The organism is Telluria sp. ZT3P26, assembly GCF_059686035.1.
In genome coordinates this window covers 560167-585310 of record NZ_JCASII010000002.1, presented here as the reverse complement: position 1 = coordinate 585310, position 25144 = coordinate 560167, and the positions used below count along the sequence as shown (strand labels likewise).

The window sequence follows — 25144 nt, the reverse complement described above, 5'->3', positions numbered from 1 at the left end:
GCGTGTCAGGCTCCCATTGTTGCGTCGCTCAATCCAAAGCGGCGCAGCACGTCGTTGCATGACATGACCTCGGCGTACTCGCCGTGCAGGTTCGCCAACGCCATCAGATGAACGGCCTCGGCGCTGCGGTGCGTGCCGGCAAAGTCTGGCTTGTCGAAGGTGAAGGTCGCATCCGACACCACGATGGTGGAAAACCCCAGATTGCCTGCCGTGCGTGCGGTGGCTTCGACCGAGTTATTGGTACTGACGCCGACGATCACCAGGTGCGTGATGCCACGCGCATGCAGCCAGCGCTCGAGTCCGGTGTGAACGAAGGCATCGGGGACGTTCTTTTCGACCACGTGTTCATGGGCCAGCGGGTGGAAGCGGGGTTGGAATTCCACGCCGGATTGTCCGGGCGCGAAGACGGAGTCCGGCGAACGGCTGATGTGACGGACGCTGGCGACCGGGTGCCCTGCGGCCCGCCAAGCCGTATGCAGGCGCGCGATCATGTCCTCGGCGGTCGGGTTGTTGCGGGGTGGCAGGGTTGCGGATTGCATGCCCTGTTGCATGTCGATGATGAGCAGGGCTGGTGGCTGGGGCATGCGGATTCTCCATAGTGAGATAGCCAAATTACCACAACAGAATGCTCTGCAACTAGGGCCTATCTGATAGGTCGCGGGTTCCGGCAGGTCTGCATCTGGTGAACGTGGCGGCGTTCTGTCGCTTGTCTTTTCTGCGCCGGAACTGCAGCCGTTGCCAAGACAGCGCATCGACCTGCTGTGTCGCTGACTTCCCGGCTTGAACGGGCATAAGTCAAAACGACACGGAGTGGATGACTATCCTCTGGTGGTCGATCTCACCGAGCCACTTGGTCAACGAGGACATCAATCAGGAGGGCGTCCGGAATGCCACATCCCACTCACCGTGCAATATTGAAACTTGTCACGCTGACGATACTGGTCTACCCAGCGGCAGTGTTTGCCGAGGTCAGTGACAAGGAGCCCTCTGCAGATATCTTCTGGAAAATCGGTCTGGCTGTAGCGATCATCTGCCTCGTTGGCGCCCGCATGAAACCGTGGCTAGGCGTCACCTGCTTCGTACCTGTCGCATTGTGGTTCACAAGCCTGTTCCTGGAACTTCACTCATTTGATGTTGGCCCTCACCTGCGCATCGAACAAGGCACTGCGTATTTTCTACAGGCATATGCGGCTTTTGGCCTGCCTTTGTGTGGGCTGGTCGCGGGCTATGTCTGGCACCGCAAAAGCGTCACCTGATCCATTCCAAAAAACGCAGGCGAAAAAAAACGGCACCCCTCAGGGTGCCGTTTCGCTTTCAACTCAGACGATTACTCGCCGTCGTCGTGCTGCTCAGCCGAAGCCGAAGCAACTTGCTGGTCTTCCATCGCTTGCAGCTCGGCGGCCATATTGGCCTTCTCTTGCTGCAGCAGTGCCTGGCGCTCTTCCGCTTCCCACACTTCCTTCTCTTTGCGAGCGCGGTGGAATGCCAGACCCGTACCGCCCGGGATCAGGCGACCGACGATGACGTTCTCTTTCAGGCCGCGCAGACCGTCGCGCTTGCCCATGATCGCCGCTTCGGTCAGCACGCGGGTGGTTTCCTGGAACGATGCGGCCGAGATGAACGAATCGGTCGACAGCGATGCCTTGGTAATACCCAGCAGCACGTTTTCGTACGTTGCCGGCAGCTTGCCCACCGCATTCATGCGGTCGTTCTGGTCCAGCAGCTCCGAACGCTCGACCTGCTCGCCGATGATGTAGTCGGTGTCGCCTGCTTCGACGATCTGAACACGACGCAGCATCTGGCGAACGATCACCTCGATGTGCTTGTCGTTGATCTTCACGCCTTGCAGACGGTACACGTCCTGCACTTCGTCGACGATGTAGCGGGCCAGCGATTCGATACCCAACAGGCGCAGGATGTCTTGCGGATCGGCTGGGCCGTCGACAATCATCTCGCCCTTGTTTACGACTTGACCATCGTGGACCAGCACTTGCTTGTCCTTGGTGATCAGGAACTCGTGCTTGTTGCCGTCCATGTCGGTGATCTCAAGGCGTTGCTTGCCCTTGGTCTCTTTACCGAACGCGACAGTACCCGTGACTTCCGCCAGCATGCCGGCGTCTTTTGGCGAACGTGCTTCGAACAGCTCGGCAACGCGTGGCAGACCACCGGTAATGTCTCGCGTTTTCTGCGATTCAGTCGGGATACGTGCCAGCACTTCACCGACGGACACTTGCTGACCGTCCTTGACCATGATCAGCGAGCCGACCTGGAAACCAATGGCCACGGCGTGTTCGGTGCCCGCGATCTTGACTTCCTGGTTCTCTTCGTTCAGCAGCTTGACCTGCGGACGCAGCACCTTGCCAGCCGAACCACGACGCTTCGGATCGATCGCGACGAGGGTCGACAGACCGGTCACATCGTCGACCTGGCGAGCGACGGTGACGCCCTCTTCCACGTTTTCGAAGCGGATGGTACCAGCGTACTCGGTGATGATCGGACGGGTCAGCGGATCCCACGTTGCCAGGGCGATACCAGCTTTGACAGCCTGGCCATCCTTGACGATCAGGGTCGCACCGTACGGCACCTTGTGACGCTCGCGCTCACGGCCATGATCGTCCGTGATCAGCACTTCGCCCGAACGGGTAATGACGATTTGCGCGCCCTTGCCGTTGGTGACGTAACGCATGGTTGCCGTGAAGCGAACCGTACCGTTCGACTTGGCTTCGACCGACGAGGCCACTGCTGCACGCGATGCCGCACCACCGATGTGGAACGTACGCATGGTCAGCTGGGTACCCGGCTCACCAATCGACTGTGCTGCCACGACGCCGACTGCTTCACCGCTGTTGACCAGCATGCCGCGGCCCAGGTCGCGGCCATAGCACTTGGCGCACAGGCCGAAGCGCGTGTCGCAGTTCAGTGGCGTGCGGACCTTCACTTCGTCGATGCCGACGCGTTCGATCTCTTCGACCATGTCTTCGTCCAGCAGCGTGCCGGCTTCGAACAGGGTTTCCTGGGTTTCAGGATTGACGACATCGGTACCGGTGACACGGCCGAGGATACGGTCGCGCAGGGCTTCGATGACTTCACCACCTTCGACCAGCGCCTTCATGTGCGTGCCGTTGTTGGTGCCGCAATCGTCCTCGATCACCACCAGATCCTGCGTCACGTCGACCAGACGACGGGTCAGGTAACCCGAGTTTGCGGTCTTCAGCGCGGTATCGGCCAGACCTTTACGAGCGCCGTGGGTCGAAATGAAGTACTGAAGCACGTTCAGGCCTTCGCGGAAGTTCGCGGTAATCGGCGTTTCGATAATCGAACCATCCGGTTTCGCCATCAGACCACGCATACCGGCCAGCTGACGAATCTGGGCTGCCGAACCACGGGCGCCCGAGTCGGCCATCATGTAAATCGCGTTGAACGATTCCTGGGTGCCTTCGGTGCCATCACGCTTGGTGACCGGCTCGATCTTCAGCTGGTCCATCATCGCCTTGCCGACTTCATCGGAGGTCTTGCCCCAGATGTCGACGACCTTGTTGTAGCGCTCGCCGGCGGTGACCAGACCCGAGCTGTACTGCTGCTCGATCTGTTTCACTTCGGCTTCAGCGGCAGCGATCATGCCCTTCTTGACGTCCGGGATCATCATGTCGTCGACGGCGATCGAGATACCGGCGCGCGTTGCCAGGCGGAAGCCCGACTGCATCAGCTTGTCGGCAAACACGACGGTCGCACGCAGACCGCACTTGCGGAACGACGTGTTGATCAGCTTCGAGATTTCTTTCTTCTTCAGCGAACGATTCAGCACCGAGAATGGCAAGCCTTTTGGCAGGATCTCGGACAGGATCGCACGGCCGACCGTGGTCTCGTAGCGGGTCAGGGTCTGGTCGAAGCCACCTTCGGCGTTGCGTGGGAATTCCACGATACGCACGGTGATGCGGGTCGCCAGTTCGACTTCCTTGTTGTCGTACGCGCGGATGACTTCCGACACGTCCGGGAACATCATGCCCTCGCCCTTGGCGTTGATCGCCTCGCGCGATGCGTAGTACAGACCCAGCACGATATCCTGGGACGGCACGATCGACGGTTCGCCGTTCGATGGGAACAGGATGTTGTTCGACGCCAGCATCAGCGTACGTGCTTCCATCTGTGCTTCGATCGACAGCGGGACGTGGACAGCCATCTGGTCACCGTCGAAGTCGGCGTTGAACGCCGCGCAGACGAGTGGGTGCAGCTGGATGGCCTTGCCTTCGATCAGGACCGGCTCGAACGCCTGGATACCCAGACGGTGCAGCGTCGGTGCACGGTTCAGCATGATCGGGTGTTCCTTGATGACTTCTTCAAGGATGTCCCAGACCACTGGCTCTTGCACTTCGACGAGCTTCTTCGCAGCCTTGATGGTCGTAGCCAGACCCATCAGCTCGAGCTTGTTGAAAATAAATGGCTTGAACAGCTCCAGAGCCATCAGCTTCGGCAGGCCGCACTGGTGCAGTTTCAGCTGTGGACCCACCACGATGACCGAACGGCCCGAGTAGTCGACGCGCTTGCCCAGCAAGTTCTGACGGAAACGACCGCCCTTACCCTTGATCATCTCGGCCAGCGACTTCAGCGGACGCTTGTTGGCGCCGGTCATCGCTTTACCGCGACGGCCGTTGTCCAGCAGCGAATCGACTGCTTCCTGCAGCATGCGCTTTTCGTTACGCGTAATGATCTCTGGTGCGCGCAGTTCCATCAGGCGCTTCAGGCGGTTATTACGGTTGATGACGCGGCGATACAGGTCGTTCAGGTCGGACGTGGCGAAACGGCCACCGTCCAGCGGGACGAGCGGACGCAGTTCTGGCGGCAGGACCGGCAGAACTTCCATGATCATCCATTCAGGCTTGATGCCCGAACGCTGGAACGCTTCGAGCACTTTCAGGCGCTTGGCGTATTTCTTGATCTTGGCTTCGGACTTCGACTCTTTGAGTTCCACGCGCAGCGCGTCGGCATCACGGTGGATGTCGATCGAGCGCAGCAGTTCACGGATACCTTCGGCGCCCATGAATGCGGTGAAGTCGTCGCCGTACTCTTCGTACTTGGCAGCGTAGTCGTCCTCCGACATGATCTGGCTCTTCTTGAGCGGGGTCATGCCTGGATCGGTGACGACGTATGCTTCGAAGTACAGCACGCGTTCGATGTCCCGCAGCGTCATGTCCAGGACCATGCCCAGACGCGATGGCAGCGACTTCAGGAACCAGATGTGCGCGACTGGCGAAGCCAGCTCGATGTGGCCCATGCGCTCACGGCGCACCTTGGCCAGCGTGACTTCAACGCCGCACTTCTCGCAGATCACGCCGCGGTGCTTCAGGCGCTTGTACTTGCCGCACAGGCATTCGTAGTCCTTGATAGGACCAAAGATCTTGGCGCAGAACAGGCCATCGCGTTCAGGCTTGAACGTGCGGTAGTTGATGGTTTCCGGCTTCTTGACTTCGCCGAACGACCACGAACGGATTTTTTCAGGCGACGCCAGGCCAATCTTGATGGCGTCGAAACTTTCGTTTTGCTGAACTTGCTTGAATAGATCGAGCAGTGCTTTCATGTATCACTCCAGGTGATTGAATTCTTTACTGACTTGCTTGCCGCCAGCTCCTCACTGATTTTCGCCAGTGCTTGCCAAGCCCACTACCCTTAAAACTGTCATTCCCGCGCAGGCGGGAATCCAAGTTTGCCGGTGACTTACCGGGCTTAGGTTCCCGCCTGCGCGGGAACGACGTTTTGAAGGCGCAGGCCGTGCCCGAAGGCTGGCGGCCTTGCTGCCTGCTTAGTTGCGCTCGAGATCGATATCGATACCCAGCGAACGGATTTCCTTCACCAGCACGTTGAACGACTCTGGCATGCCGGCTTCGATCACGTGGTCGCCTTTGACCAGGTTCTCGTAGACCTTCGTACGGCCGTTCACGTCATCCGACTTCACAGTCAGCATCTCTTGCAGCACGTACGATGCGCCGTACGCTTCCAGTGCCCACACCTCCATCTCACCGAAGCGCTGGCCGCCGAACTGGGCTTTACCGCCCAGTGGCTGCTGCGTCACGAGCGAGTACGGACCAGTCGAACGCGCGTGCATCTTGTCGTCAACCAGGTGATGCAGCTTCAGCATGTGCATGAAGCCAACGGTGACCTTGCGCTCGAATGCTTCGCCGGTGCGACCGTCGAACATCGTGACCTGGTTCTTCGACGGGGTCATGCCGAGGTTCGCAGCGATGTCGTCCGGGAACGCCAGGTCCAGCATACGACGAATGTCTTCTTCGTGGGCGCCATCGAAGACCGGGGTCGCGAACGGCACGCCGTTCTTGAGGTTGCCCGCCAGGGTCAGGATCTCTTCATCGCTGAAGCTGTCCAGGTCTTCCTTGCGGCCGGTTTCGTTGTAGATCTTGTCCAGGAACACGCGCAGGTCTTGTGCCTTCGCTTGCGCCTGCAGCATTTCGCCGATGCGCCAGCCCAGGCCCTTGGCCGCCCAACCGAGGTGGGTTTCCAGGATCTGACCGACGTTCATGCGCGATGGCACGCCCAGCGGGTTCAGCACGACGTCGGCAGGACGACCGTCCGCCATGAACGGCATGTCTTCCACTGGCACGATACGCGAGACCACACCCTTGTTACCGTGACGACCTGCCATCTTGTCGCCCGACTGCAGGCGGCGCTTGACGGCCAGGTAGACCTTGACCATCTTCTGCACGCCTGGCTGCAGCTCATCGCCTTGCGTCAGCTTCTTGCGCTTCTCTTCGAAGGCCAGATCGAACTGGTGACGCTTCTCGTTGATCGATTCCTTGATCGCCTCGAGGGCGTTCGCGGTGTCGTCTTCTGCCGGACGGATGTCGAACCAGTGGAACTTGTCCAGGTCCGCCAGGTACTCGGCAGTGATCGCCGCGCCCTTGGCCATCTTCTTCGGACCGCCATTGACGATCTTGCCGATCAGCATGCGCTCCAGACGCTCGAAGGCATCGCCCTCGACAATACGCATCTGGTCGTTCAGGTCCAGGCGATAGCGCTTGAGTTCATCATCGATGATCTGCTGGGCGCGCTTGTCACGCTGGATGCCTTCGCGGGTGAACACCTGGACGTCGATCACGGTGCCGACCATGCCCGAAGGCACGCGCAGCGAGGTGTCTTTCACGTCCGACGCTTTTTCGCCGAAGATCGCGCGCAACAGCTTTTCTTCTGGCGTCAGCTGGGTCTCGCCTTTTGGCGTGACCTTACCGACCAGCACGTCGCCAGCCTGCACTTCGGCGCCGATGTAGACGATGCCCGATTCATCCAGGCGCGCCAGCTGGTTTTCTGCCAGGTTCGAGATGTCGCGGGTGATTTCTTCCGCGCCCAGCTTGGTATCACGTGCGACGACCGACAGCTCTTCGATGTGAATCGAGGTGTAGCGGTCATCCTTGACGACGTTTTCCGAGATCAGGATCGAATCTTCGAAGTTCAGACCGTTCCACGGCATGAACGCCACCAGCATGTTCTGACCCAGGGCCAGTTCGCCCAGGTCGGTCGATGCGCCGTCGGCGATCACGTCGCCACGGGCGACGCGGTCACCAACCTGCACGATCGGACGCTGGTTGATGTTGGTGTTCTGGTTCGAACGGGTGTACTTGATCAGGTTGTAGATGTCGACGCCGACTTCACCAGCCTGTGCTTCATCATCGTTCACACGAATGACGACGCGACCCGCATCGATGTAGTCGACCATACCGCCACGCAGTGCCTGCACGGTGGTACCCGAGTCGACTGCCACGGTGCGTTCGATACCGGTACCGACGACGGCCTTCTCAGGACGCAGGCAAGGCACGGCCTGACGCTGCATGTTGGCGCCCATCAGTGCACGGTTCGCATCATCGTGTTCCAGGAACGGAATCAGCGAGGCAGCGACCGAGACGATCTGGCCTGGTGCAACGTCCATGTACTGGACGCGCTCTGGCGAGACCAGGATCGTTTCGCCGGCTTCACGCGACGAGACCAGCTCGTCGATCAGTTGGCCGTTTTCATTGATCGCGGCGTTTGCCTGGGCAATGATGTAGCGGCCTTCTTCGATGGCCGACAGGTAATCGATCTGGTCGGTGACCTTGGAACCGTCGACCTTGCGGTACGGGGTTTCCAGGAAGCCGTATTCATTCAGGCGGGCATACAGTGCCAGCGAGTTGATCAGACCGATGTTCGGGCCTTCAGGCGTTTCGATCGGGCACACGCGGCCGTAGTGGGTCGGGTGCACGTCGCGCACCTCGAAGCCTGCACGTTCGCGGGTCAGACCGCCAGGGCCCAGGGCCGAAACGCGACGCTTGTGCGTCACTTCCGACAGCGGGTTGGTCTGGTCCATGAACTGGGACAGCTGCGACGAACCGAAGAACTCACGGATCGCGGCCGAAATCGGCTTGCTGTTGATCAGGTCATGCGGCATCAGGTTGTCCGCTTCGGCCTGGCCGAGACGTTCCTTGACTGCACGTTCCACGCGGACCAGGCCAGCACGGAACTGGTTCTCGGCCAGCTCGCCGACGCAACGGACGCGACGGTTACCCAGGTGATCGATATCATCGACTTCGCCGCGGCCATTGCGCAGCTCGACGAGGATCTTGATCACGGCCAGGATGTCTTCGTTCGACATGGTCATGTCGCCGGTCAGTTCATCACGGCCGATACGGCGGTTGAACTTCATGCGGCCGACAGCCGACAGGTCGTAGCGTTCCGGCATGTAGAACAGGCCGTTGAACAGGGCTTCGACCGATTCTTCGGTTGGCGGTTCGCCAGGACGCATCATGCGGTAGATCGCCACGCGCGCCGCGGTGCGGTCAGCGGTGTCGTCGGTACGCAGGGTTTGCGAGATGTAGCCGCCCTGGTCCAGATCGTTGGTGTACAGCGTCTGGATTTCGGTCACGTCTGCGTCGCGCAGCTTGCCCAGCAGTTCTTCGGTCAGCTCGTCGTTGGCGACAGCGATGACTTCACCGGTGTCCTGGTCGACGATGTTCTTGGCCAGCACGCGGCCCAGCAGGTAGTCTTCAGGGACCGAGATGGTCTTGATGCCGGCAGCTTCGATGTCACGGACGTGCTTCGCGTTGATCCGCTTGTCCTTGGTGACGATGGTCTTGCCCGACTTCGGATCGACGATGTCGAAACGCGCGACTTCGCCGCGCAGACGCTCGGGGACGAACTCGAGTTCGCCGCCGTCGTTGCGCACGACGAAGTTGTCGAAGACGAAGAAGTTAGCCAGGATCTGTTCCGGCGTCATGCCGATGGCCTTGAGCAGGATCGTCACTGGCATCTTGCGGCGACGGTCGACGCGGAAGAACAGGATATCCTTCGGATCGAACTCGAAGTCGAGCCACGAACCGCGGTAAGGGATGATGCGTGCCGAGAACAGGAGCTTGCCCGACGAGTGCGTCTTGCCGCGGTCGTGCTCGAAGAACACGCCCGGCGAACGGTGCAGCTGGGACACGATCACGCGCTCGGTGCCGTTGATCACGAACGAACCGTTCGTGGTCATCAGTGGCAGCTCGCCCATGTAGACTTCTTGTTCCTTCATTTCCTTGACGACCGGCTTGGTCGGCGATTCCTTGTCCAGGATCACCAGACGCACCTTGGCGCGCAGCGGCGACGCGAAGGTCAGGCCACGCTGCTGGCACTCTTTCACGTCAAACGCAGGATCGCCCAGCACATAGGACAGGAACTCGAGGCGCGCAAAACCATTGTGCGACACGATAGGGAAGATCGAAGAAAAAGCCGACTGCAGACCCTCGGCCTTGCGTCCCGATGGGACAGCATCAGCCTGGAGGAAGTTCTCGTAGGATTCCAGCTGGGTAGCCAGCAGGTAGGGAACGTTGTGAACGTTGGCGCGCTTCGCGAACGACTTGCGAATACGCTTCTTCTCAGTAAATGAGTAGTGCATGGACACTCCGTGAGTGACAGAAAGGATGAAGAATTCAGGATTTGCCAGTGGCACGCGCCACCACCACACACAATTCCTGAAGTCTCTTACTCTTTCGCGCCAGATGAAAAGGACAAGCAAACTGCTGTGTTACGATGTTTCGGAGCCGTTCTTTCCGACTCTATTCTGTCATTCCTTGGCGACGTCTGTCGCAGGGACGACAAAAGAGCCAAAGCCGCAATTCCCGCCTTCCGGCAAGTTTTGCAAGCTTTGACTCCCGCATCAGGTGCTGCGAACAGCACCCTTTGCCTATGTATTACTTCAGTTCAGCCTTGGCGCCTGCATCTTCCAGCTTCTTCTTGGCGGCTTCAGCTTCTGCTTTTGGCAGGGCTTCTTTGACCGTCTTAGGAGCGCCGTCGACGACGTCTTTGGCTTCTTTCAGGCCCAGACCGGTGATTTCACGGACTGCCTTGATGACGCCGACTTTGTTCGCGCCGATTTCGGTCAGAACAACGTTGAACTCGGTCTGCTCTTCAGCAGCAGCGGCGCCAGCGCCACCACCGGCTGCAGGAGCTGCCATTGCAGCTGCCGACACGCCGAACTTCTCTTCGAATGCCTTGACCAGTTCGTTCAGGTCCATGACGGACATTTCGCTCACTGCGTTCAGGATATCGTCTTTGCTAATTGCCATTTGAAACTCCAGTTTTGATTTGTATGTAGTTCAGGTTGGTACTTGAAAAAAAAGGGAAGCTTACGCTTCTGCAGGTGCTTCTTCTGCGGCCGGAGCTGCTTCGGAAGAACCTTCGCCTTTTTTCGCTGCCAGGGCAGCCAGACCACGTGCAAAGCCCGACACCGGAGCCAACATGACGCCCAACAGCTGCGAGATGAGAACTTCACGGGATGGGATGCTTGCCAACGAGGTAACGCCAGCTACGTCGAGCTGCTTACCTGCGTAGTTACCGGCTTTGATGACCAGCTTGTCGTTGGTTTTAGCGAAGTCATTGATGACTTTAGCTGCAGCAACGGCATCGTCCGAGATCGAATAGATCAGCGGACCGGTCATGGAATCAGCCAGCGAGGCAAACTGCGTGCCCTCGACAGAGCGACGAGCCAGCGTGTTCTTCAGAACACGCAGGTACACGCCCTGGGCACGTGCGGATGCACGGAGCTTGGTCAAGTGACTAACCTGGATGCCACGGTACTCGGCGACGACGATGGTTTGCGCAGATGCTACTTTTGCGGAAACTTCTTCGACGACGGCCTTTTTGTCATTCAGATTAAGACCCACGGTCAATCTCCTTAAATGATGAGAACGAGATGTTCACATCGGTTCGAACACACGGCGTCCGAAGTTAAGAAGCCTTAAACTGAGCGGATGAATTCACGCAGCTGGACTACAAAACTTGTTCGGGTACACCATCTGCGTTGGGTGGTCTTTTAACCTCGTGCCCAACCTCTGCACTTGGCCCAACGGTCTTTGATTGTCTGCCGCAGCGATCAGTTACTGCGACAGCCCAAAGATATGCCCTACGATAAACTGTAGGGGCTTGAATTAGGTCCCCGCCAAGGCGCCCGGCGAGGGCGGGGATGACGTTCTTAAGCAGCAGCGATCGAAGCGTGATCGATGCGCACGCCAGCACCCATCGTCGACGACAGGGCGACCTTGCGCAGGTACACACCTTTCGACGTGGTTGGCTTGGCTTTGTTCAGGGCGTCGATCAGGGCAACCAGGTTGCTCTTCAGATCTGCGTCGGTGAACGATGCACGGCCGATCGTTGCGTGAACGATACCTGCCTTGTCGGTACGGTACTGGACCTGACCGGCTTTGGCGTTCTTGACGGCGGTAGCGACGTCTGGGGTCACGGTGCCGACTTTCGGGTTAGGCATCAGGCCACGTGGGCCCAGGATCTGACCCAGGGTACCGACGATACGCATGGTGTCTGGCGACGCGATGACGATATCGAAAGGCATGTCGCCGGCTTTGACGCGCTCGGCCAGGTCTTCCATACCGACGATGTCGGCGCCGGCTGCACGTGCAGCTTCAGCCTTCTCGCCCGTTGCGAACACAGCAACGCGCACGGTCTTGCCGGTGCCTGCTGGCAGCACGACCGAACCGCGAACCACCTGGTCCGACTTCTTCGGGTCCACGCCCAGTTGCACCGAGACGTCGATCGACTCGTTGAACTTGGCAGTGGCGAATTCCTTGACCAGCGACAGACCGTTGTCGAAGGCGTAGACTTTATTGCGGTCTACTTTAGCTTTGATAGCTTTGACGCGTTTGGACAGCTTAGCCATTACAGACCCTCCACCGTGATGCCCATCGAACGTGCCGAGCCAGCGATGATACGCACTGCTGCGTCCATGTCGGCGGCGGTCAGGTCCGGCTGCTTGATTTTTGCGATTTCTTCAGCTTGAGCGCGGGTCAGCGATGCAACCTTGTCGGTATGCGGCTTGGCCGAACCCTTGGTGATGCCAGCGGCTTTCTTGATCAGGTACGTTGCTGGTGCAGTCTTCATCACGAAGGTGAACGACTTGTCAGCGAACGCGGTGATCACGACCGGGATTGGCATGCCTGGCTCGACACCCTGGGTCTGGGCGTTGAACGCCTTGCAGAATTCCATGATGTTCAGACCGCGCTGACCCAGTGCTGGACCGATCGGTGGGGATGGGTTTGCTTTACCAGCTGGAACTTGCAGCTTGATAAAGCCAATGATTTTCTTTGCCATGAAAGGCTCCTATCTTTGACTTGAGTAGTAGCGCCCCACCGCGACTACTCGTCTCCGGCGGGGCTCCTCTTACCGGATTCCGCCTGACTACTGCGACGCTCCGAATATAGCGTTTAGACTTTCTCGACTTGCCCGAATTCCAGTTCCACTGGAGTCGCGCGGCCGAAGATGGTAACAGAAACTCGCACCTTCGACTTTTCGTAATTGACTTCTTCGACGTTGCCGTTGAAATCGGTGAACGGGCCTTCCTTGATCCGGACCTGTTCGCCCACTTCGTACAGCGTCTTTGGCCGGGGCTTCTCGACACCTTCCTGAACCTGCTGCATGATCTTGTCGATCTCGCGCGCTGGAATCGGGGTTGGCTTGTTCGACTTGCCGCCGATGAAACCGGTGACCTTGCTGGTGTTTTTCACCAAGTGCCAGGTTTCGTCGGTCATTTCCATCTCAACCAGCACGTAACCCGGGAAGAAGCGGCGCTCGGTAACGGCCTTGGTGCCGTTGCGCATCTCGACAACTTCCTCGGTTGGCACCAGGATCTGGCCAAACTGTTCTTGCATGCCGCCACGTTCGATCCGCTCGGTCAGGGCGCGCATCACGCTCTTTTCCATACCCGAGTAGACGTGAACGACGTACCAGCGCTTGTTGCTGACCGGGACACTCACGGGTGCAGCTGCTTCCGGTGCTGCTTCCCGCTCTGGAGCATCGGCTGCCGGGACGCCGGCCGCCGGAGCGCCAGCCGCCGGAATTTCTTCCGGCGCGGTATCTTCTTGTACGTTTTCGCTCATGTTTATTTCCAACCCAGGACAAAGTCGTACAACAGGAGCTCGAGAATCTTGTCGGTGCCCCACAGGAAAATCGCCATCACAACCACGAAGGCAAACACGATGCCGGTGATTTGCAAGGCTTCGCGGCGGGTCGGCCAAACGACCTTCTTGGTCTCGCGCACCGATTCCTTGGCAAAGCTCAGGAAATCACGGCCGGTGGTGGAAGTCCACAAAAGCAGGACAGCAAAAACTAAACCAGCCAAAAGGGCGCCTGCGGCGACCAAGGCTGGTTTGTTCTGGCCTGTCAGGTAAAAGAACCCGACGACGCCTGCAATCGCTGCAACCACCGCCAGCGCGACCTTGAACTTGTCATTCGAGGTGCTGACAGTTTGCACGGATTGATTAGACATTCTTCTTTACTTTCGGTGCCTGGCACCAGAATTCGGTGGCAGGGGCGGAGGGAATCGAACCCGCGACCTTCGGTTTTGGAGACCGACGCTCTGCCAATTGAGCTACACCCCTACGAAAACTTCCAGCTGAATCCAGCATTATACAGCAAGCGCGCGCTCACTGACAATGCTGTTCGAGGGAAACGGAAATGACTTCCGTTTCCCTCTGCTCTGCTTAGTTAGGCAGAATCTTTGCGACCACGCCGGCGCCGACAGTACGGCCGCCTTCACGGATTGCGAAACGCAGACCTTCTTCCATCGCGATCGGGTTGATCAGCTTGACGGTGATCGACACGTTGTCGCCTGGCATGACCATTTCTTTGTCTGCTGGCAGCTCGATCGAACCGGTCACGTCAGTCGTACGGAAGTAGAACTGTGGACGATAGTTGTTGAAGAACGGGGTGTGACGGCCGCCTTCATCTTTCGACAGAACGTAGATCTCGCCGGTGAAGTGGTTGTGCGGCTTGATCGAACCTGGCTTTGCCAGGACCTGACCACGCTGGACATCTTCACGCTTGGTACCGCGCAGCAGCAGGCCGACGTTGTCGCCAGCTTGACCCTGGTCCAGCAGCTTGCGGAACATTTCCACGCCAGTGCAGGTGGTCTTGACGGTGTCGATGATGCCGACGATTTCGATTTCTTCGCCGACTTTGACGACGCCGCGCTCGACACGACCGGTCACAACGGTACCGCGACCCGAGATCGAGAACACGTCTTCCACTGGCATCAAGAACGCACCGTCAACAGCGCGCTCTGGCGTTGGGATGTAGGTGTCGAGGGCTTCGGCCAGACGGGTGATGCATTCTTCACCCATTTCGCCCGGCTTGCCTTCGAGGGCCATACGTGCCGAACCCTTGATGATTGGGACGTCGTCGCCTGGGAACTCGTACTTCGACAGAAGCTCACGCACTTCCATTTCGACCAGTTCCAGCAGTTCTGCGTCGTCGACCAGGTCGCACTTGTTCAGGAACACGATGATGTATGGAACGCCAACCTGACGGGCCAGCAGGATGTGCTCGCGGGTCTGTGGCATTGGGCCGTCAGCGGCCGAGCACACCAGGATCGCGCCGTCCATCTGCGCAGCACCGGTAATCATGTTCTTGATGTAGTCGGCGTGGCCTGGGCAGTCAACGTGAGCGTAGTGACGGTTTTCGGTCTCGTACTCGACGTGCGCGGTGTTGATGGTGATGCCGCGTGCTTTTTCTTCTGGTGCCGCGTCGATCTGGTCGTAGGCCTTGGCTTCGCCGCCGAATTTCTTCGACAGGACGGTCGCGATTGCAGCCGTCAGCGTGGTTTTGCCGTGGTCAACGTGACCGATGGTGCCGACGTTTACGTGCGGCTTGGTCCGTTCGAATTTACCTTTTGCCATTTCAGACTCCTAAGATCTAACGATATTTTTGAGAATTACCAGGCACACCTGACGGACGAGTGCAACGCGACTGCCGTACAAAATTCTGGTGCCCTTGACGTGGATTGAACACGTGGCCTCTCCCTTACCAAGGGAGTGCTCTACCACTGAGCTACAAGGGCTGATTTGGTGCGATGTTCAACTTGCACACCGCAAAACACTGGAGCGGGTGAAGGGAATCGAACCCTCGTCGTAAGCTTGGAAGGCTTCTGCTCTACCATTGAGCTACACCCGCGAGGTACAACTTCAATTCGACTTCACGATCTTCTTTTGGTGGTGGGGGCTGGATTCGAACCAGCGTACTCAGAGAGGGCAGATTTACAGTCTGCTGCCTTTAACCACTCGGCCACCCCACCGCGAAGAACCGCAGAGTATGAAGCAAGCTCAACGTACTGTCAATCAGGTTTGGGCAGAAGGTTTTTCCACTTCGCCTGACAGCGTTGCTTCGGGGCGTGATTGTAACGGTCGGAATCTAAAGCCGCAAGGGTCATTTTGCGCGGCGCGAAAAAAACTTGGCCTGTTCGTCAAGCCGGCGCCAGCGCCGCCAGCACTTGCGCCTTGAGCGCCTTGATCAGCGCCGTCTCGTCCGGCGGCACGCCTTCCGGCGCCGTGACGATGCGGTCCGCGTAGAACAACCCCAGCTGGGCCTTGCCGACCACCAGCGGCAGCACGATGAAACTCTCGGCGTCCGGCAGCAGCGTCTTGTACCAGGCCGGCAGCAGGTCGCGGATCTTGGGGCTGAAGGCATCCGGGATCATCATGTCGGCATTGTTTTCCAGCGCCAGATGGAACAGGTCACGCGTGAATGCGCACGGGAAGGTGAAGCCGTCCTGCAGCTCGGCCTTGCCCTCCCCCAGCGACGCGCGCGCCCGGAACTTGCCGGTTCTGCCATCGCGCAGGCAGATGGTGGCGAAGCGAAAGCCCAGCGCACCGTACAGCGTTTCAAGGACTGCCATGATCACGTCGTTGGCATTCGCGGCGGATGCGCCCAGTACCGAGACATTCTGCACGCCGGCCAGCAGCAGGTCGCGTGCGTTCTTGGGCTTGCCACTGGGGTAGAACTCGCCTTCATCGGCTTCGCCCGCATCGAGCATCGCCAGCGCCAGCACGTTCGGCAGGCTGCTGCCGGCTTTCGGGTCGGTCTTGGGCGCGCGCTCCATGTTCATGCTCTGCAGCATGCCGCTCATGCCCTCCTGGACCGTGTCGAACAGCGCTGCCAGCCCGGGCATGTCGAACCCGAGCGCCACGCCATAGCGCGCCAGCAGCGCTTCGGCGTCGGGCGAATTGGCCGGATCATGGTGACGGCCCATCAGGCGCGCCACATCCTGGCTGAACGCCGCCACCTGGCGCATCCACCCGGCGCGGTCCTGGGCGATGTCTAGCACGCCTGGCGGGGGCGACGCCTGGGCCTCGATGATCAGCTCGGGCAGCTGCCATTCGCGCAGCACGGCGTCGGACAGGGTCTCGAAGGTGCAGCCAAGGATCAGGCGCGACGCTTGCGCGGGCGTGTGCTTGCCGGTGGCGACCAGGGCGGAAATTTCGCGGTAGCGTTCCGGCTCGTGACTGGCCAGCAGCATTGGCCCCAGATTCTTGAAGAGTGCGCAGATCCCCACTTCTTCTGCGCCCGGATGGGGACAGTGGTGGGCCATTTCGCGCCCGACCAGGCTGGCGCACAGCGCCGCTTCGAGTTCGACCCGCACACCGTGTTCGGCGACATCGAGCGCGTCGACCAGCAGCATCGCCAGCGCGGCGGCGCGCACATTGTCGAAGCCGAGCAGGGAAATGGCGCGCGAAATCGTCGTCACCGGCGCGCCCATCTGCGTGCGGTACGCCACCGTGTTGGACAGGCGCAGGATGCGCTGGGTCAGCGCCACGTCGGCCATCACGTAATGCGCGAGGTCGGCCGAGCCCTCGTCGACGTTGTACCCCATGCCGATCACGCGCGTCATGGTGCCGCCAAGACTGAACATGCGCTCGGTGCCGCTCAGCTTGCGCATCAAGGCGTCGCGCACCCGCCCCGAGATGGCGTGGCCGTGGGCGCCGTGGGGAACGTCGGCCATCGTCAGCCCGCCTTGGGCGGCGCCGCGCGCAACCCCTGGCGCGCGCCCTGATCGTGCTGCTTGAGCACTTGCTGGTACAGCGCCGCCAGTGCCGGCAGCTTGGGATTGAGCGAGTCGAGCTTGCGCACATTGCCGATCAGGGTCGGGACCTGGCCACCGAGCCGCTCGTCCCAGCCGCCGGCCTCCAGGCAGCGCAGCACGGCCAGCGCAGCGTTGAACGCCACCGACGGGTTGTTCGGCAGCTTGTGCGCCGCCTCCAGCATCAGCGTGACCGCACCCCGGTAATCCCCGCTCTTGGCGCGCGCGGCGCCGCTGGCGACCAGGTCGACCACGTGCTGGCGGCTTTCCTTGGCCATCGAGCGGGCCAGCTCACCCTTGCCCGCGCTCTCCATCACGCCCACTGCGCGCGCCATGACGGCCTCGTCGCCGGCATTGCGCATCACATCGCGCATGACCGAGCAGGCGCCCTCTTCCATGTCATGGTCGAGGCAAGAGCGGGCCAGTTCGAGCTTGATGTCGACCGACACGCCCGGCGCATCCTGGCAAGCCGCCACCGCCGTGGTCAATGCGTCGCCCAGGCGCACCTCGTTGCCGGTGTACTCGTGCACCAGGGCCGAGGCCACCGCGCTGCACAGCACCGTCGTCGCGCGCCCGCCCATCGTGCGGTCGAGATCACGCACCACGGCTGCGGCGCCCACCGGATCGCCCTTGCTCACCAGCGTGCGCACCAGCTTGACGTGGTCTTCGGGATCGCGAAACTCGGAATACTTGGCCTTGCCCACCACCTGGCGCAGCGATTTTTCGGCGGTGTCGATATCGCCCGCATCGAAGGCGATGTCGGCCAGCGTGCGCAGGCGCCGCACCGCGTGGGGTGAGACGGCCACCGCGTCGGCCAGCACGGCCTGCGCCTTGTCGAGCTCGCCGGCCGCAGCGTGGGTGCGCGCCAGCCAGTCGAAGGCATCGACGAAATTGCGGTTGGTATCGACCAGTTCTTCGAGGATTTCCTTGGCCTCGGCCAGGCGCTTGCGCACGAACAGCGTCTTGGCCAGCCCCAGCCGGGCCCAGGCAATCGCCTTGATCTCGATCAGGTGCCGATAGATCGGCTCGGCCAGCTCGGCCTGCCCCAGGAACATGTGCAGCTCGGCGCGCAGGCGCAGGAAGTCGATGGCGTAGCGCGTGTGCAGCCGCTGGCCCTCGATGCAGGCGGTGACGGCCTCGGCCTGGTCGCCGGCTTCCATCAGCGTGTACACGGGCAGGAAGGCATTGCGTTTGTCGAGCGCGCGCCCGATGCGCTCGAGCAGGCGGTCGGCGGTGAACGGCTTGAGGACATAGTCGGTCGGGGCGAGCTCGGCCGCGCTGACCACCTTGCTGTGGTTGCCTTCTGCGGTGACCATGAAGAACATCGTGGCCAGGCGCATCAGCTTGTGGTGGCGCAGGTCTTCGAGCAACTGCTGGCCATCCTGGCCGCCTTCGAGGTCGTATTCGCACAGGATCAGGTCGAACTGGCGCAGGCCCAGGTGCTTGATCGCCTGGTTGGACGTGCTGGCGTGCTCGATCCGGGTCAGGCCGCACAGTGTGAGCATGCTGTGGATGCTGGCGCGCATTCCTGCATGGGGCTCGATGATCAGGGCCGTCAGGCCTTCCAGTTCGTTCATTGTGATCCGTATTGGCCTGCGTTGGGCTTGGGGCGGCTGCATGGGCGCGCAGTGTCGACCCAGTATATTACGGCGCAGAACGAATTAAATGAAATCAGCATGGTGCGCCGCTGCACAAGCGGGCACGGCGCATAAAAAACGACAAGTTACTGCGCGGGTGGCCGGCTGTCGCACTCGGCCGTCGTGGCGCCGCTGCCGACATTCTGGTACAGCACCTCGTACTTGCCTGCCGTCAGCCTGTCGATCGTGAACGTCGCGCGCGGCAGCACGAAGGCGTGGCGCACATTCGCGCGGCGCTCCAGGTCGTACAGCTTGACGAACACCGGCGACGCGTTCGCGCTATTGTCGATCGTCACCTGCATCCCCGCACCTTCGTTGCCGACCGGGTAGCCCGGCAGATACGCGGAATCGGCCGGCCACGGCTCGCCGCCCGGTGCCGTCAGGGTTTGCAGGTCGGTGCCGCAATCGGGGACGCGGTTAGGCACCAGCAGTTGGGCGATGCCGAGCGTGCGGATGACAGGGGCACCGCGACCGGCCCAAATATCGGGCGCGGGCGCAGGCTCGGCGGTTGCGGCCGCCGTTGGCACGGGTGCCGGCGGCGTGCTGGCCAACACGCTCACGGGCTTCTGCACGCCGCTCCAGGCCAGCGCGCCGGGCATCATGCCCGGTTGCTGGAGGAGCAGGACGGCAGCGGCGGCGCCCGCCACGAAACAGGTGGTCAGGCCCAGCCACCAGCGCGGATCGCGCATCAGACGTGCGCGGCGCGGCCTGTGCGCCGGCGTGGCGTCACCCGCATCGCCGCCCTTGCGCAGCTGGCCGTCCTTGGCGTTCGAGCTTTCCAGCCACTCGACTTCCCATTCTTCGGACGCGATCCACTCGTCGTGTTCCTTGCGGCGCACCGGATCGGCCAGGACGTTGTAGGCAGAATTGACGACGGCCATGATGCGGGCGGCCTTTTCGTCGCCCGGGTTCTTGTCAGGATGGTATTTCTGGCTCAGCGCCTTGTACGAAGCACGAATGACTTCCTGGGGCGCGTGACGCGACACCTTCAGGTTGTCATAGTGTGTGTGAATCTTGGCCATGGTGTGTCGAATCTGCCCGCTGATGCCTGCCATTGATGCTGTGTCCTCGGCCAAGGCGGATGGCCGGACCCTGGCGCTGGAATGTCGTACAGCTTAGACGCAATTGTGTCCGTTGTGCAAGATATCACAATTGTCACAGGCGGTGACTGCGGTCGGCCTGGACGATTGCATCGGGCAATGTTACAGCCTGCCCCACCACCAGCACCTTGAATAATTCGCCCATTTCCGCTGGAGAGACCAGCTTTTGCACGGCGCGCGACTGCGGCAGGAAACGCAGCGCATCCTCGGGGTTGTTTTCAAGCAACAATTCACCGATCCCGGCGCCAATCAGGAACGCGGCCTGGCTCATGTAGGCCAGCACCGGCAGGCCGGCATCCTGGGCGGCCAGCGCCATCGCCGTGAAATCGACGTGGGCGGTGATGTCCTGCAGGCCCGGCAAATAAAACGGATCGGGGTGCGCGTGGTGGCGATAGTGGCACATCAGCGTGCCGCCGATGCGCTGGTCGAGATAATACTCGTGCGCCGGGAAGCCGTAGTCGAACAGGATCGCTGCGCCACGGCCACCCGCGAACATCGCCGCCAGCGAACCCATGAAGCCGGCACCGACCGGGTGCAGCTCGGTGACATAGCCTTCGATCATCTGTTCATGGTCGGGCACCTGGCGCACCAGTTGCTCGTGCAGGGCGGCATCGAGCGGCGCCTGGACAAAGGCGAATGCGCCGGCCTCGATCGTGACCATCTGGCGGCGCCAGCCATTCCGGGTGCGGATCACCAGCTCGACCGGCATCGCATCGAGCACTTCATTGGCCAACACCACGCCGCTGAAGTGCGCGGGCATGGCGTCCTGCCAGCGTACTTGCGGCAGGTCGGCCAGGTTGGCCTGCTGGCGCGCGCGCAGCTCGCCCGACAATTCGATGATCGTGTACGAGTTGACGGTGACACCCTGGCGCGCCAGCGCAGCCAGCACGTCGCGCGCCAGGCGGCCGGTGCCGGCGCCGAACTCGATGATGTCGGGCGCGCTTTGGGCGATAATAGCGGCTGCCACGCGCGCCACGGTTGCCCCGAACAGCGGCGTCATCTCGGGCGCGGTGATGAAATCGCCCTCGGCGCCGAGCTTGGCGGCGCCGCCGCTGTAATACCCGAGGCGCGGCGCGTACAGCGCCAGTTCCATGAACCGCGAAAACGCGATCTGCCCACCGGATTGTTCGATCTCGTCAGCGATGAGTTGTTGCAGGGCGTGGGACGCAGCCAGGGCGTCGTGGTCGGGGGTGGGCAGGGACATGCCGGCATTGTAGCCAGATTCGCTTTTATCAACAATTTACTGCCTGATGTTCAGGCCTGATCACCCATGATGACCGACACAGTTCCAACCGCCCTGCCCCGGGTTGCGCTGGTGACCGGCGCCGGGCGCCGCCTCGGACGCGCCATTGCGCTGGGCCTGGCCAGGGCCGGCTGGGATCTCGCGCTGCATTACCGCCATTCCGAACAGGATGCGATCGCCACGCGTGACGCCATCCTGGCGCTGGGCCGGCGCGCCGTGCTGTTGCAGTGCGACCTGGCCGACGATGCTGCCGTGCGCCTGCTGGCGGGCCGCGCCATCGACGCGCTCGGCACATTGACGTGCATCGTGAACAACGCGTCGTTGTTCGAATACGACAGCGCCACCGACTTTTCGCCGGCGCTGTTGAACGCGCATATGGCCGCGAATGTCACAGCGCCAGTGCTGCTGGCGCAGGCGCTGCATGCGGCCACGCCGCAAGGCGAGCAAGCCGTCGTCATCAACCTGCTCGACCAGAAACTGTACAATCTCAACCCGGATTTTCTGTCGTACACCTTGTCCAAGGCGGCGCTGCACGCAGCCACGACGATGCTGGCGCAAGCGCTGGCGCCGACCGTGCGCGTGGTGGGCGTGGCGCCCGGCATCACGCTGGTCTCGGGCGAGCAGAGCGAAGAAGGTTTCACGGAGGCGCACCGCGCCACGCCGCTGGGGCGCTCCTCGACGCCACAGGACATTGCCGACGCGGTCGTCTACGCAGCGGGCGCCCGCGCGTTGACCGGCACGACCCTGCTGGTCGATGGCGGCCAGCACCTGACGCCATCGACGCGCGACGTCATGTTCCTGACCGAACCACGCAGCGACGACCCCAACAACCGCAGCACCGAATCATCTATCCAAAAGGCTTAACCATGTTGTCCGCCCTGTCCCACCCGAGCTTGCGCAATTGCCGCCGGCTGTTCCTGCGCAATTACGAAGTGATGATCAATATCGGCGTGCACGATTTCGAAAAGAAGGGCGAGCAACGTGTGCTGATCAATGTTGAGCTGTACATTCCGCTCGAGATGTCGACGCCAAAGGCCGACCAGTTGGCTGAAGTCGTCGACTACGATTTCATGCGCGAAACGGTCGCCCAGCGCATTTCCAAGGGCCATATCCACCTGCAAGAAACACTGTGCGACGACATGGTCGAGGCCATGCTGGCCCATCCGCGCGTGCGCGCGGCGGGCGTGTCGACGATGAAACCTGACGTGTATGCCGATTGCGAAGGCGTCGGTGTCGAAGTATTCCGTATCAAGGACGAAGCATGAACGAAACCGTTATCGAGCGCCTGACCGAGGCAGACTTCCCGCTGGGCGAGGCCGCCCCCGTGATCGACGCCAAGAAGCAGGAAAAGATCGCCCACGAAAACCACAAGCTGCACAAGCGCCTGTGCCGCCAGGTCGGCCAGGCCATTGGCGACTTCAACATGATCGAAGACGGCGACAAGGTGATGGTGTGCCTGTCGGGCGGCAAGGATAGCTACGCACTGCTGGACATCCTGCTGACGCTGCGCGAACGCGCGCCGATCCACTTCGACATCGTCGCAGTCAACCTCGACCAGAAGCAGCCGAACTTCCCGGCCGACATCCTGCCGGCCTACCTGGACAAGCTCGGCGTGGACTACCACATCGAAAACCAGGACACCTACAGCATCGTCAAGCGCCTGATCCCGGAAGGCAAGACCACCTGCTCGCTGTGCTCGCGCCTCCGCCGCGGCATCCTGTACCGCGTCGCCGATGAGCTGGGCTGCAACAAGATCGCGCTGGGCCACCACCGCGACGACATCCTGGAAACCTTCTTCCTGAACATGTTCTTCGGCGGGAAGCTGAAAGGCATGCCGGCCAAGCTGGTGTCGGACGATGGCAAGCACATGGTGATCCGCCCGATGGCGTACGTGAAAGAGGCTGATACCGAGCGCTATGCTGAGGTCAAAGGCTTCCCTATCATCCCGTGCGACCTGTGCGGCTCGCAAGAGAACTTGCAGCGCAAGCAGATCAAGAACATGTTGCGCGAGTGGGAGAAAAAACATCCAGGCCGCGTGGAGAGCATTTTCTCGTCGCTGTCGACCGTGGTGCCGTCGCATCTGATGGACCGCAACCTGTTCGGCTTCGCGGATCTGAAAACGGATGGCGTGGCCAATCCGCTGGGAGATATTGCATTCGATGAAGAGCCGTGCTCGACGCCGGTGGCCGGCACGATTTCATTGACGCAGCTGTGATCGTCAAAGCCGGGGTCAGGTCTGACATTTGGACACGACCTCAGCATCAAAGCCGGGGTCAGGTCTGACATTCGGACACGACCTCAGCATTCAGCGTTCGGTTTCGCTTTTTCGAAAGCAGCAACGGCCCGGCTGACCGTTTTGGTCGAGACGCCGAAGGCGATCGCAATCTGCGGCATGGTATAGGCTGTCGATCGGTAGGCGCGCGCCATCGCCTCATCCCTGGCGGGATAGGTATTCTGATAGTCAAGCAAGGGAAGCGCCACTGCGCGCCGCGTCGCCCGCCTGGTTTCCATGAGCGCTTCAGATCGCTGCATCTGCTGGTGCGCCGATACGAAAACGTCATCCCCCAGCAGGATTTGATGACGGGTAGCGTCCAGCGGATTTGCCTGCCCGACACCTGCCAGTACAAATGCCTGATATGCCTCAATGGCGCTGGCGCGTGTGTCACCGAACCGCTCCAGGAGCCGATCGCGCGCCAACCATTCAGGTGGCGTTTCATCCCCGACAAAATAACGATGACTGCTCCACCACCATTGATCCAGCGCTTCGACGACATGGGCACGTAGTGGATTCAACACGATGTACCGGGACACTTCCAGAAGATAACTTTCCTTCTGCACCAGGATCGCCTTGTAGCGCCCTTGAAACAGGTGGCCAACGAGATGATGCCGTCGATTGACATGCTGCGAATACGACCCGTTGAGTTGGCGTATGCATTGCGGAAGATTTGCTTCGGCCGTTTCGATCAGCAGATGGTAGTGATTGGTCATCTGGCAAAAGCTATAGATAACGCAGTGGTGGCGTTCACACACCTTCGCAAGAACCTCCAACCAAATCCGGCGATCGGCTTCATCGCGATAGATCGTGTTGCGCCGGTTCCCGCGCGACGTCACATGGTAGAGCGCGCCGGGAAAATCGAGTCTGAGTGGTCGTGTCATCCGGCCACGCTACCGGATGCGGAATTGCTGGCGCTGAGATTGCTCAGCATTCAACGAGGCCAGGCAGGCCATTCGACGAATGGCCGAGGTCGTGTCCAAATGTCAGACCTGACCCCGGCTTTGGTCCGACTAAAGCCGAGCCCGTGTCCGAATGTCAGACCTGACCCCGGCTTTGGAGCCAGCTTGCTTCAATTCCAGCGGCCGTTGGCGCCACCGATGCTGTAACGCCCCGCCCCCAGCAGCGCGACTGCTACTGCAGCAAAGAAGAACATCCCCTGCAATTCCAGCGCCCAGCCGCCGGTTTCGTTGAGCGTGAAGAACTGGCTCGTGTGTGCCAGCAGCACGGCGACGATCATGTTGATGGCGACGACCAGCGCGGCAGGACGCGTGAACAGGCCGAACAGGATGAGCAGCGGCGCGATGACTTCGCCGATGTATACGCCGTAGCCAAACACGGCGGGCAAGCCGGCTTTAGCCAGCATGTCGGCAACAAAACCAATGCCGCCGCTCAGTTTGGCAACGCCGTGGAACAGCAGCATAGCGGCCAGGGCGACGCGCAGCACCAGCTTGCCAGCGTCGTTGGTGTTGGTATTCAGTTGTGTGGTCGTGGTGTGCATGATTGTTCTTTCGTGGGTGA

20 protein-coding genes and 4 tRNA genes are annotated in these 25144 nt (G+C 60.8%); 4 read left to right on the top strand and 20 right to left on the bottom strand.

Annotated elements, in window-relative coordinates; translation table 11 throughout:
- Positions 1–5: 5 nt before the first annotated feature.
- Entirely contained in the window at positions 6–584 is a 579-nt protein-coding gene (locus AC56LN_RS10450; RefSeq protein WP_499571480.1) for a cysteine hydrolase family protein, read from the bottom strand.
- Between the two features lie 303 nt (positions 585–887).
- Between AC56LN_RS10450 and AC56LN_RS10445 the strand changes: the two genes are divergently transcribed.
- Positions 888–1256 (top strand): hypothetical protein, encoded by a 369-nt coding sequence (locus AC56LN_RS10445; RefSeq protein ID WP_499571478.1) that lies wholly within the window; start codon positions 888–890, stop codon positions 1254–1256.
- A 71-nt stretch (positions 1257–1327) separates the two neighbouring features.
- On the opposite strand, the gene rpoC is transcribed toward AC56LN_RS10445, so the two are convergent.
- The 17 genes from rpoC to AC56LN_RS10360 form a co-directional block, all read right to left on the bottom strand.
- Positions 1328–5575, bottom strand: coding sequence for a DNA-directed RNA polymerase subunit beta' (rpoC, locus tag AC56LN_RS10440; RefSeq protein ID WP_183554430.1), 4248 nt, complete (start codon positions 5573–5575; stop codon positions 1328–1330).
- 222 nt (positions 5576–5797) lie between these two features.
- A complete protein-coding gene (rpoB, locus tag AC56LN_RS10435) occupies positions 5798–9907 on the bottom strand; it encodes a DNA-directed RNA polymerase subunit beta (protein WP_183554432.1) in 4110 nt (1369 codons plus the stop codon).
- A gap of 295 nt (positions 9908–10202) precedes the next feature.
- The gene (gene rplL, locus AC56LN_RS10430; RefSeq protein WP_183554434.1) at positions 10203–10577 is read right to left on the bottom strand and encodes a 50S ribosomal protein L7/L12; all 375 of its coding nucleotides are present in this window, start codon (positions 10575–10577) and stop codon (positions 10203–10205) included.
- A gap of 60 nt (positions 10578–10637) precedes the next feature.
- Positions 10638–11174 (bottom strand): 50S ribosomal protein L10, encoded by a 537-nt coding sequence (gene rplJ, locus AC56LN_RS10425; protein WP_183554436.1) that lies wholly within the window; start codon positions 11172–11174, stop codon positions 10638–10640.
- A gap of 308 nt (positions 11175–11482) precedes the next feature.
- Positions 11483–12181 carry a 50S ribosomal protein L1 gene (rplA, locus tag AC56LN_RS10420; protein ID WP_482896945.1) on the bottom strand — a complete coding sequence of 233 codons (699 nt, stop codon included), beginning with the start codon at positions 12179–12181 and terminating at the stop codon, positions 11483–11485.
- A complete protein-coding gene (rplK, locus tag AC56LN_RS10415) occupies positions 12181–12612 on the bottom strand; it encodes a 50S ribosomal protein L11 (protein ID WP_258837103.1) in 432 nt (143 codons plus the stop codon). The genes rplA and rplK overlap by 1 nt, the downstream gene beginning before the upstream one ends.
- A 113-nt stretch (positions 12613–12725) precedes the next feature.
- Positions 12726–13397, bottom strand: coding sequence for a transcription termination/antitermination protein NusG (gene nusG, locus AC56LN_RS10410; RefSeq protein WP_499571476.1), 672 nt, complete (start codon positions 13395–13397; stop codon positions 12726–12728).
- 2 nt (positions 13398–13399) lie between these two features.
- A complete protein-coding gene (secE, locus tag AC56LN_RS10405; protein WP_183554440.1) occupies positions 13400–13786 on the bottom strand; it encodes a preprotein translocase subunit SecE in 387 nt (128 codons plus the stop codon).
- A gap of 36 nt (positions 13787–13822) precedes the next feature.
- A tRNA-Trp gene (locus AC56LN_RS10400) sits at positions 13823–13898 on the bottom strand.
- A 102-nt stretch (positions 13899–14000) separates the two neighbouring features.
- Positions 14001–15194, bottom strand: a complete 1194-nt coding sequence (tuf, locus tag AC56LN_RS10395) for an elongation factor Tu (RefSeq protein WP_183554297.1) — start codon at positions 15192–15194, stop codon at positions 14001–14003.
- An 86-nt stretch (positions 15195–15280) separates the two neighbouring features.
- Positions 15281–15355 (bottom strand) — tRNA-Thr (locus tag AC56LN_RS10390).
- A gap of 39 nt (positions 15356–15394) precedes the next feature.
- Positions 15395–15468, bottom strand: a tRNA-Gly gene (locus tag AC56LN_RS10385).
- Positions 15469–15504: 36 nt separating this feature from the next.
- Positions 15505–15589: transfer RNA gene (locus AC56LN_RS10380), tRNA-Tyr, on the bottom strand.
- A gap of 168 nt (positions 15590–15757) precedes the next feature.
- Positions 15758–17293: an HDOD domain-containing protein gene (locus AC56LN_RS10375; protein ID WP_499571474.1), complete on the bottom strand. Its 1536-nt coding sequence runs from the start codon at positions 17291–17293 to the stop codon at positions 15758–15760.
- 2 nt (positions 17294–17295) lie between these two features.
- Positions 17296–18948, bottom strand: coding sequence for a response regulator (locus AC56LN_RS10370; protein ID WP_499571472.1), 1653 nt, complete (start codon positions 18946–18948; stop codon positions 17296–17298).
- A gap of 146 nt (positions 18949–19094) precedes the next feature.
- On the bottom strand, positions 19095–20030 hold the full coding sequence (locus AC56LN_RS10365) for a J domain-containing protein (protein WP_499571471.1): 936 nt from the start codon (positions 20028–20030) through the stop codon (positions 19095–19097).
- Positions 20031–20163: 133 nt separating this feature from the next.
- The gene (locus tag AC56LN_RS10360; protein WP_499571470.1) at positions 20164–21312 is read right to left on the bottom strand and encodes a class I SAM-dependent methyltransferase; all 1149 of its coding nucleotides are present in this window, start codon (positions 21310–21312) and stop codon (positions 20164–20166) included.
- Positions 21313–21378: 66 nt separating this feature from the next.
- On the opposite strand from AC56LN_RS10360, the gene AC56LN_RS10355 reads away from it, so the two are divergent.
- The 3 genes from AC56LN_RS10355 to ttcA are packed head-to-tail and all read left to right on the top strand — an operon-like array spanning position 21379 to position 23566.
- Positions 21379–22215: an SDR family oxidoreductase gene (locus AC56LN_RS10355; protein WP_499571469.1), complete on the top strand. Its 837-nt coding sequence runs from the start codon at positions 21379–21381 to the stop codon at positions 22213–22215.
- 2 nt (positions 22216–22217) lie between these two features.
- Positions 22218–22616 (top strand): dihydroneopterin aldolase, encoded by a 399-nt coding sequence (locus AC56LN_RS10350; protein ID WP_258837096.1) that lies wholly within the window; start codon positions 22218–22220, stop codon positions 22614–22616.
- A complete protein-coding gene (gene ttcA / locus AC56LN_RS10345; RefSeq protein WP_258837095.1) occupies positions 22613–23566 on the top strand; it encodes a tRNA 2-thiocytidine(32) synthetase TtcA in 954 nt (317 codons plus the stop codon). The genes AC56LN_RS10350 and ttcA overlap by 4 nt, the downstream gene beginning before the upstream one ends.
- An 83-nt stretch (positions 23567–23649) precedes the next feature.
- Here the strand turns inward: ttcA and AC56LN_RS10340 are convergent, their stop codons facing one another.
- Positions 23650–24507 carry a transposase gene (locus tag AC56LN_RS10340; protein ID WP_499571468.1) on the bottom strand — a complete coding sequence of 286 codons (858 nt, stop codon included), beginning with the start codon at positions 24505–24507 and terminating at the stop codon, positions 23650–23652.
- Between the two features lie 188 nt (positions 24508–24695).
- Positions 24696–25124, bottom strand: a complete 429-nt coding sequence (locus tag AC56LN_RS10335; RefSeq protein WP_499571467.1) for a DoxX family protein — start codon at positions 25122–25124, stop codon at positions 24696–24698.
- Positions 25125–25144: the final 20 nt, after the last annotated feature.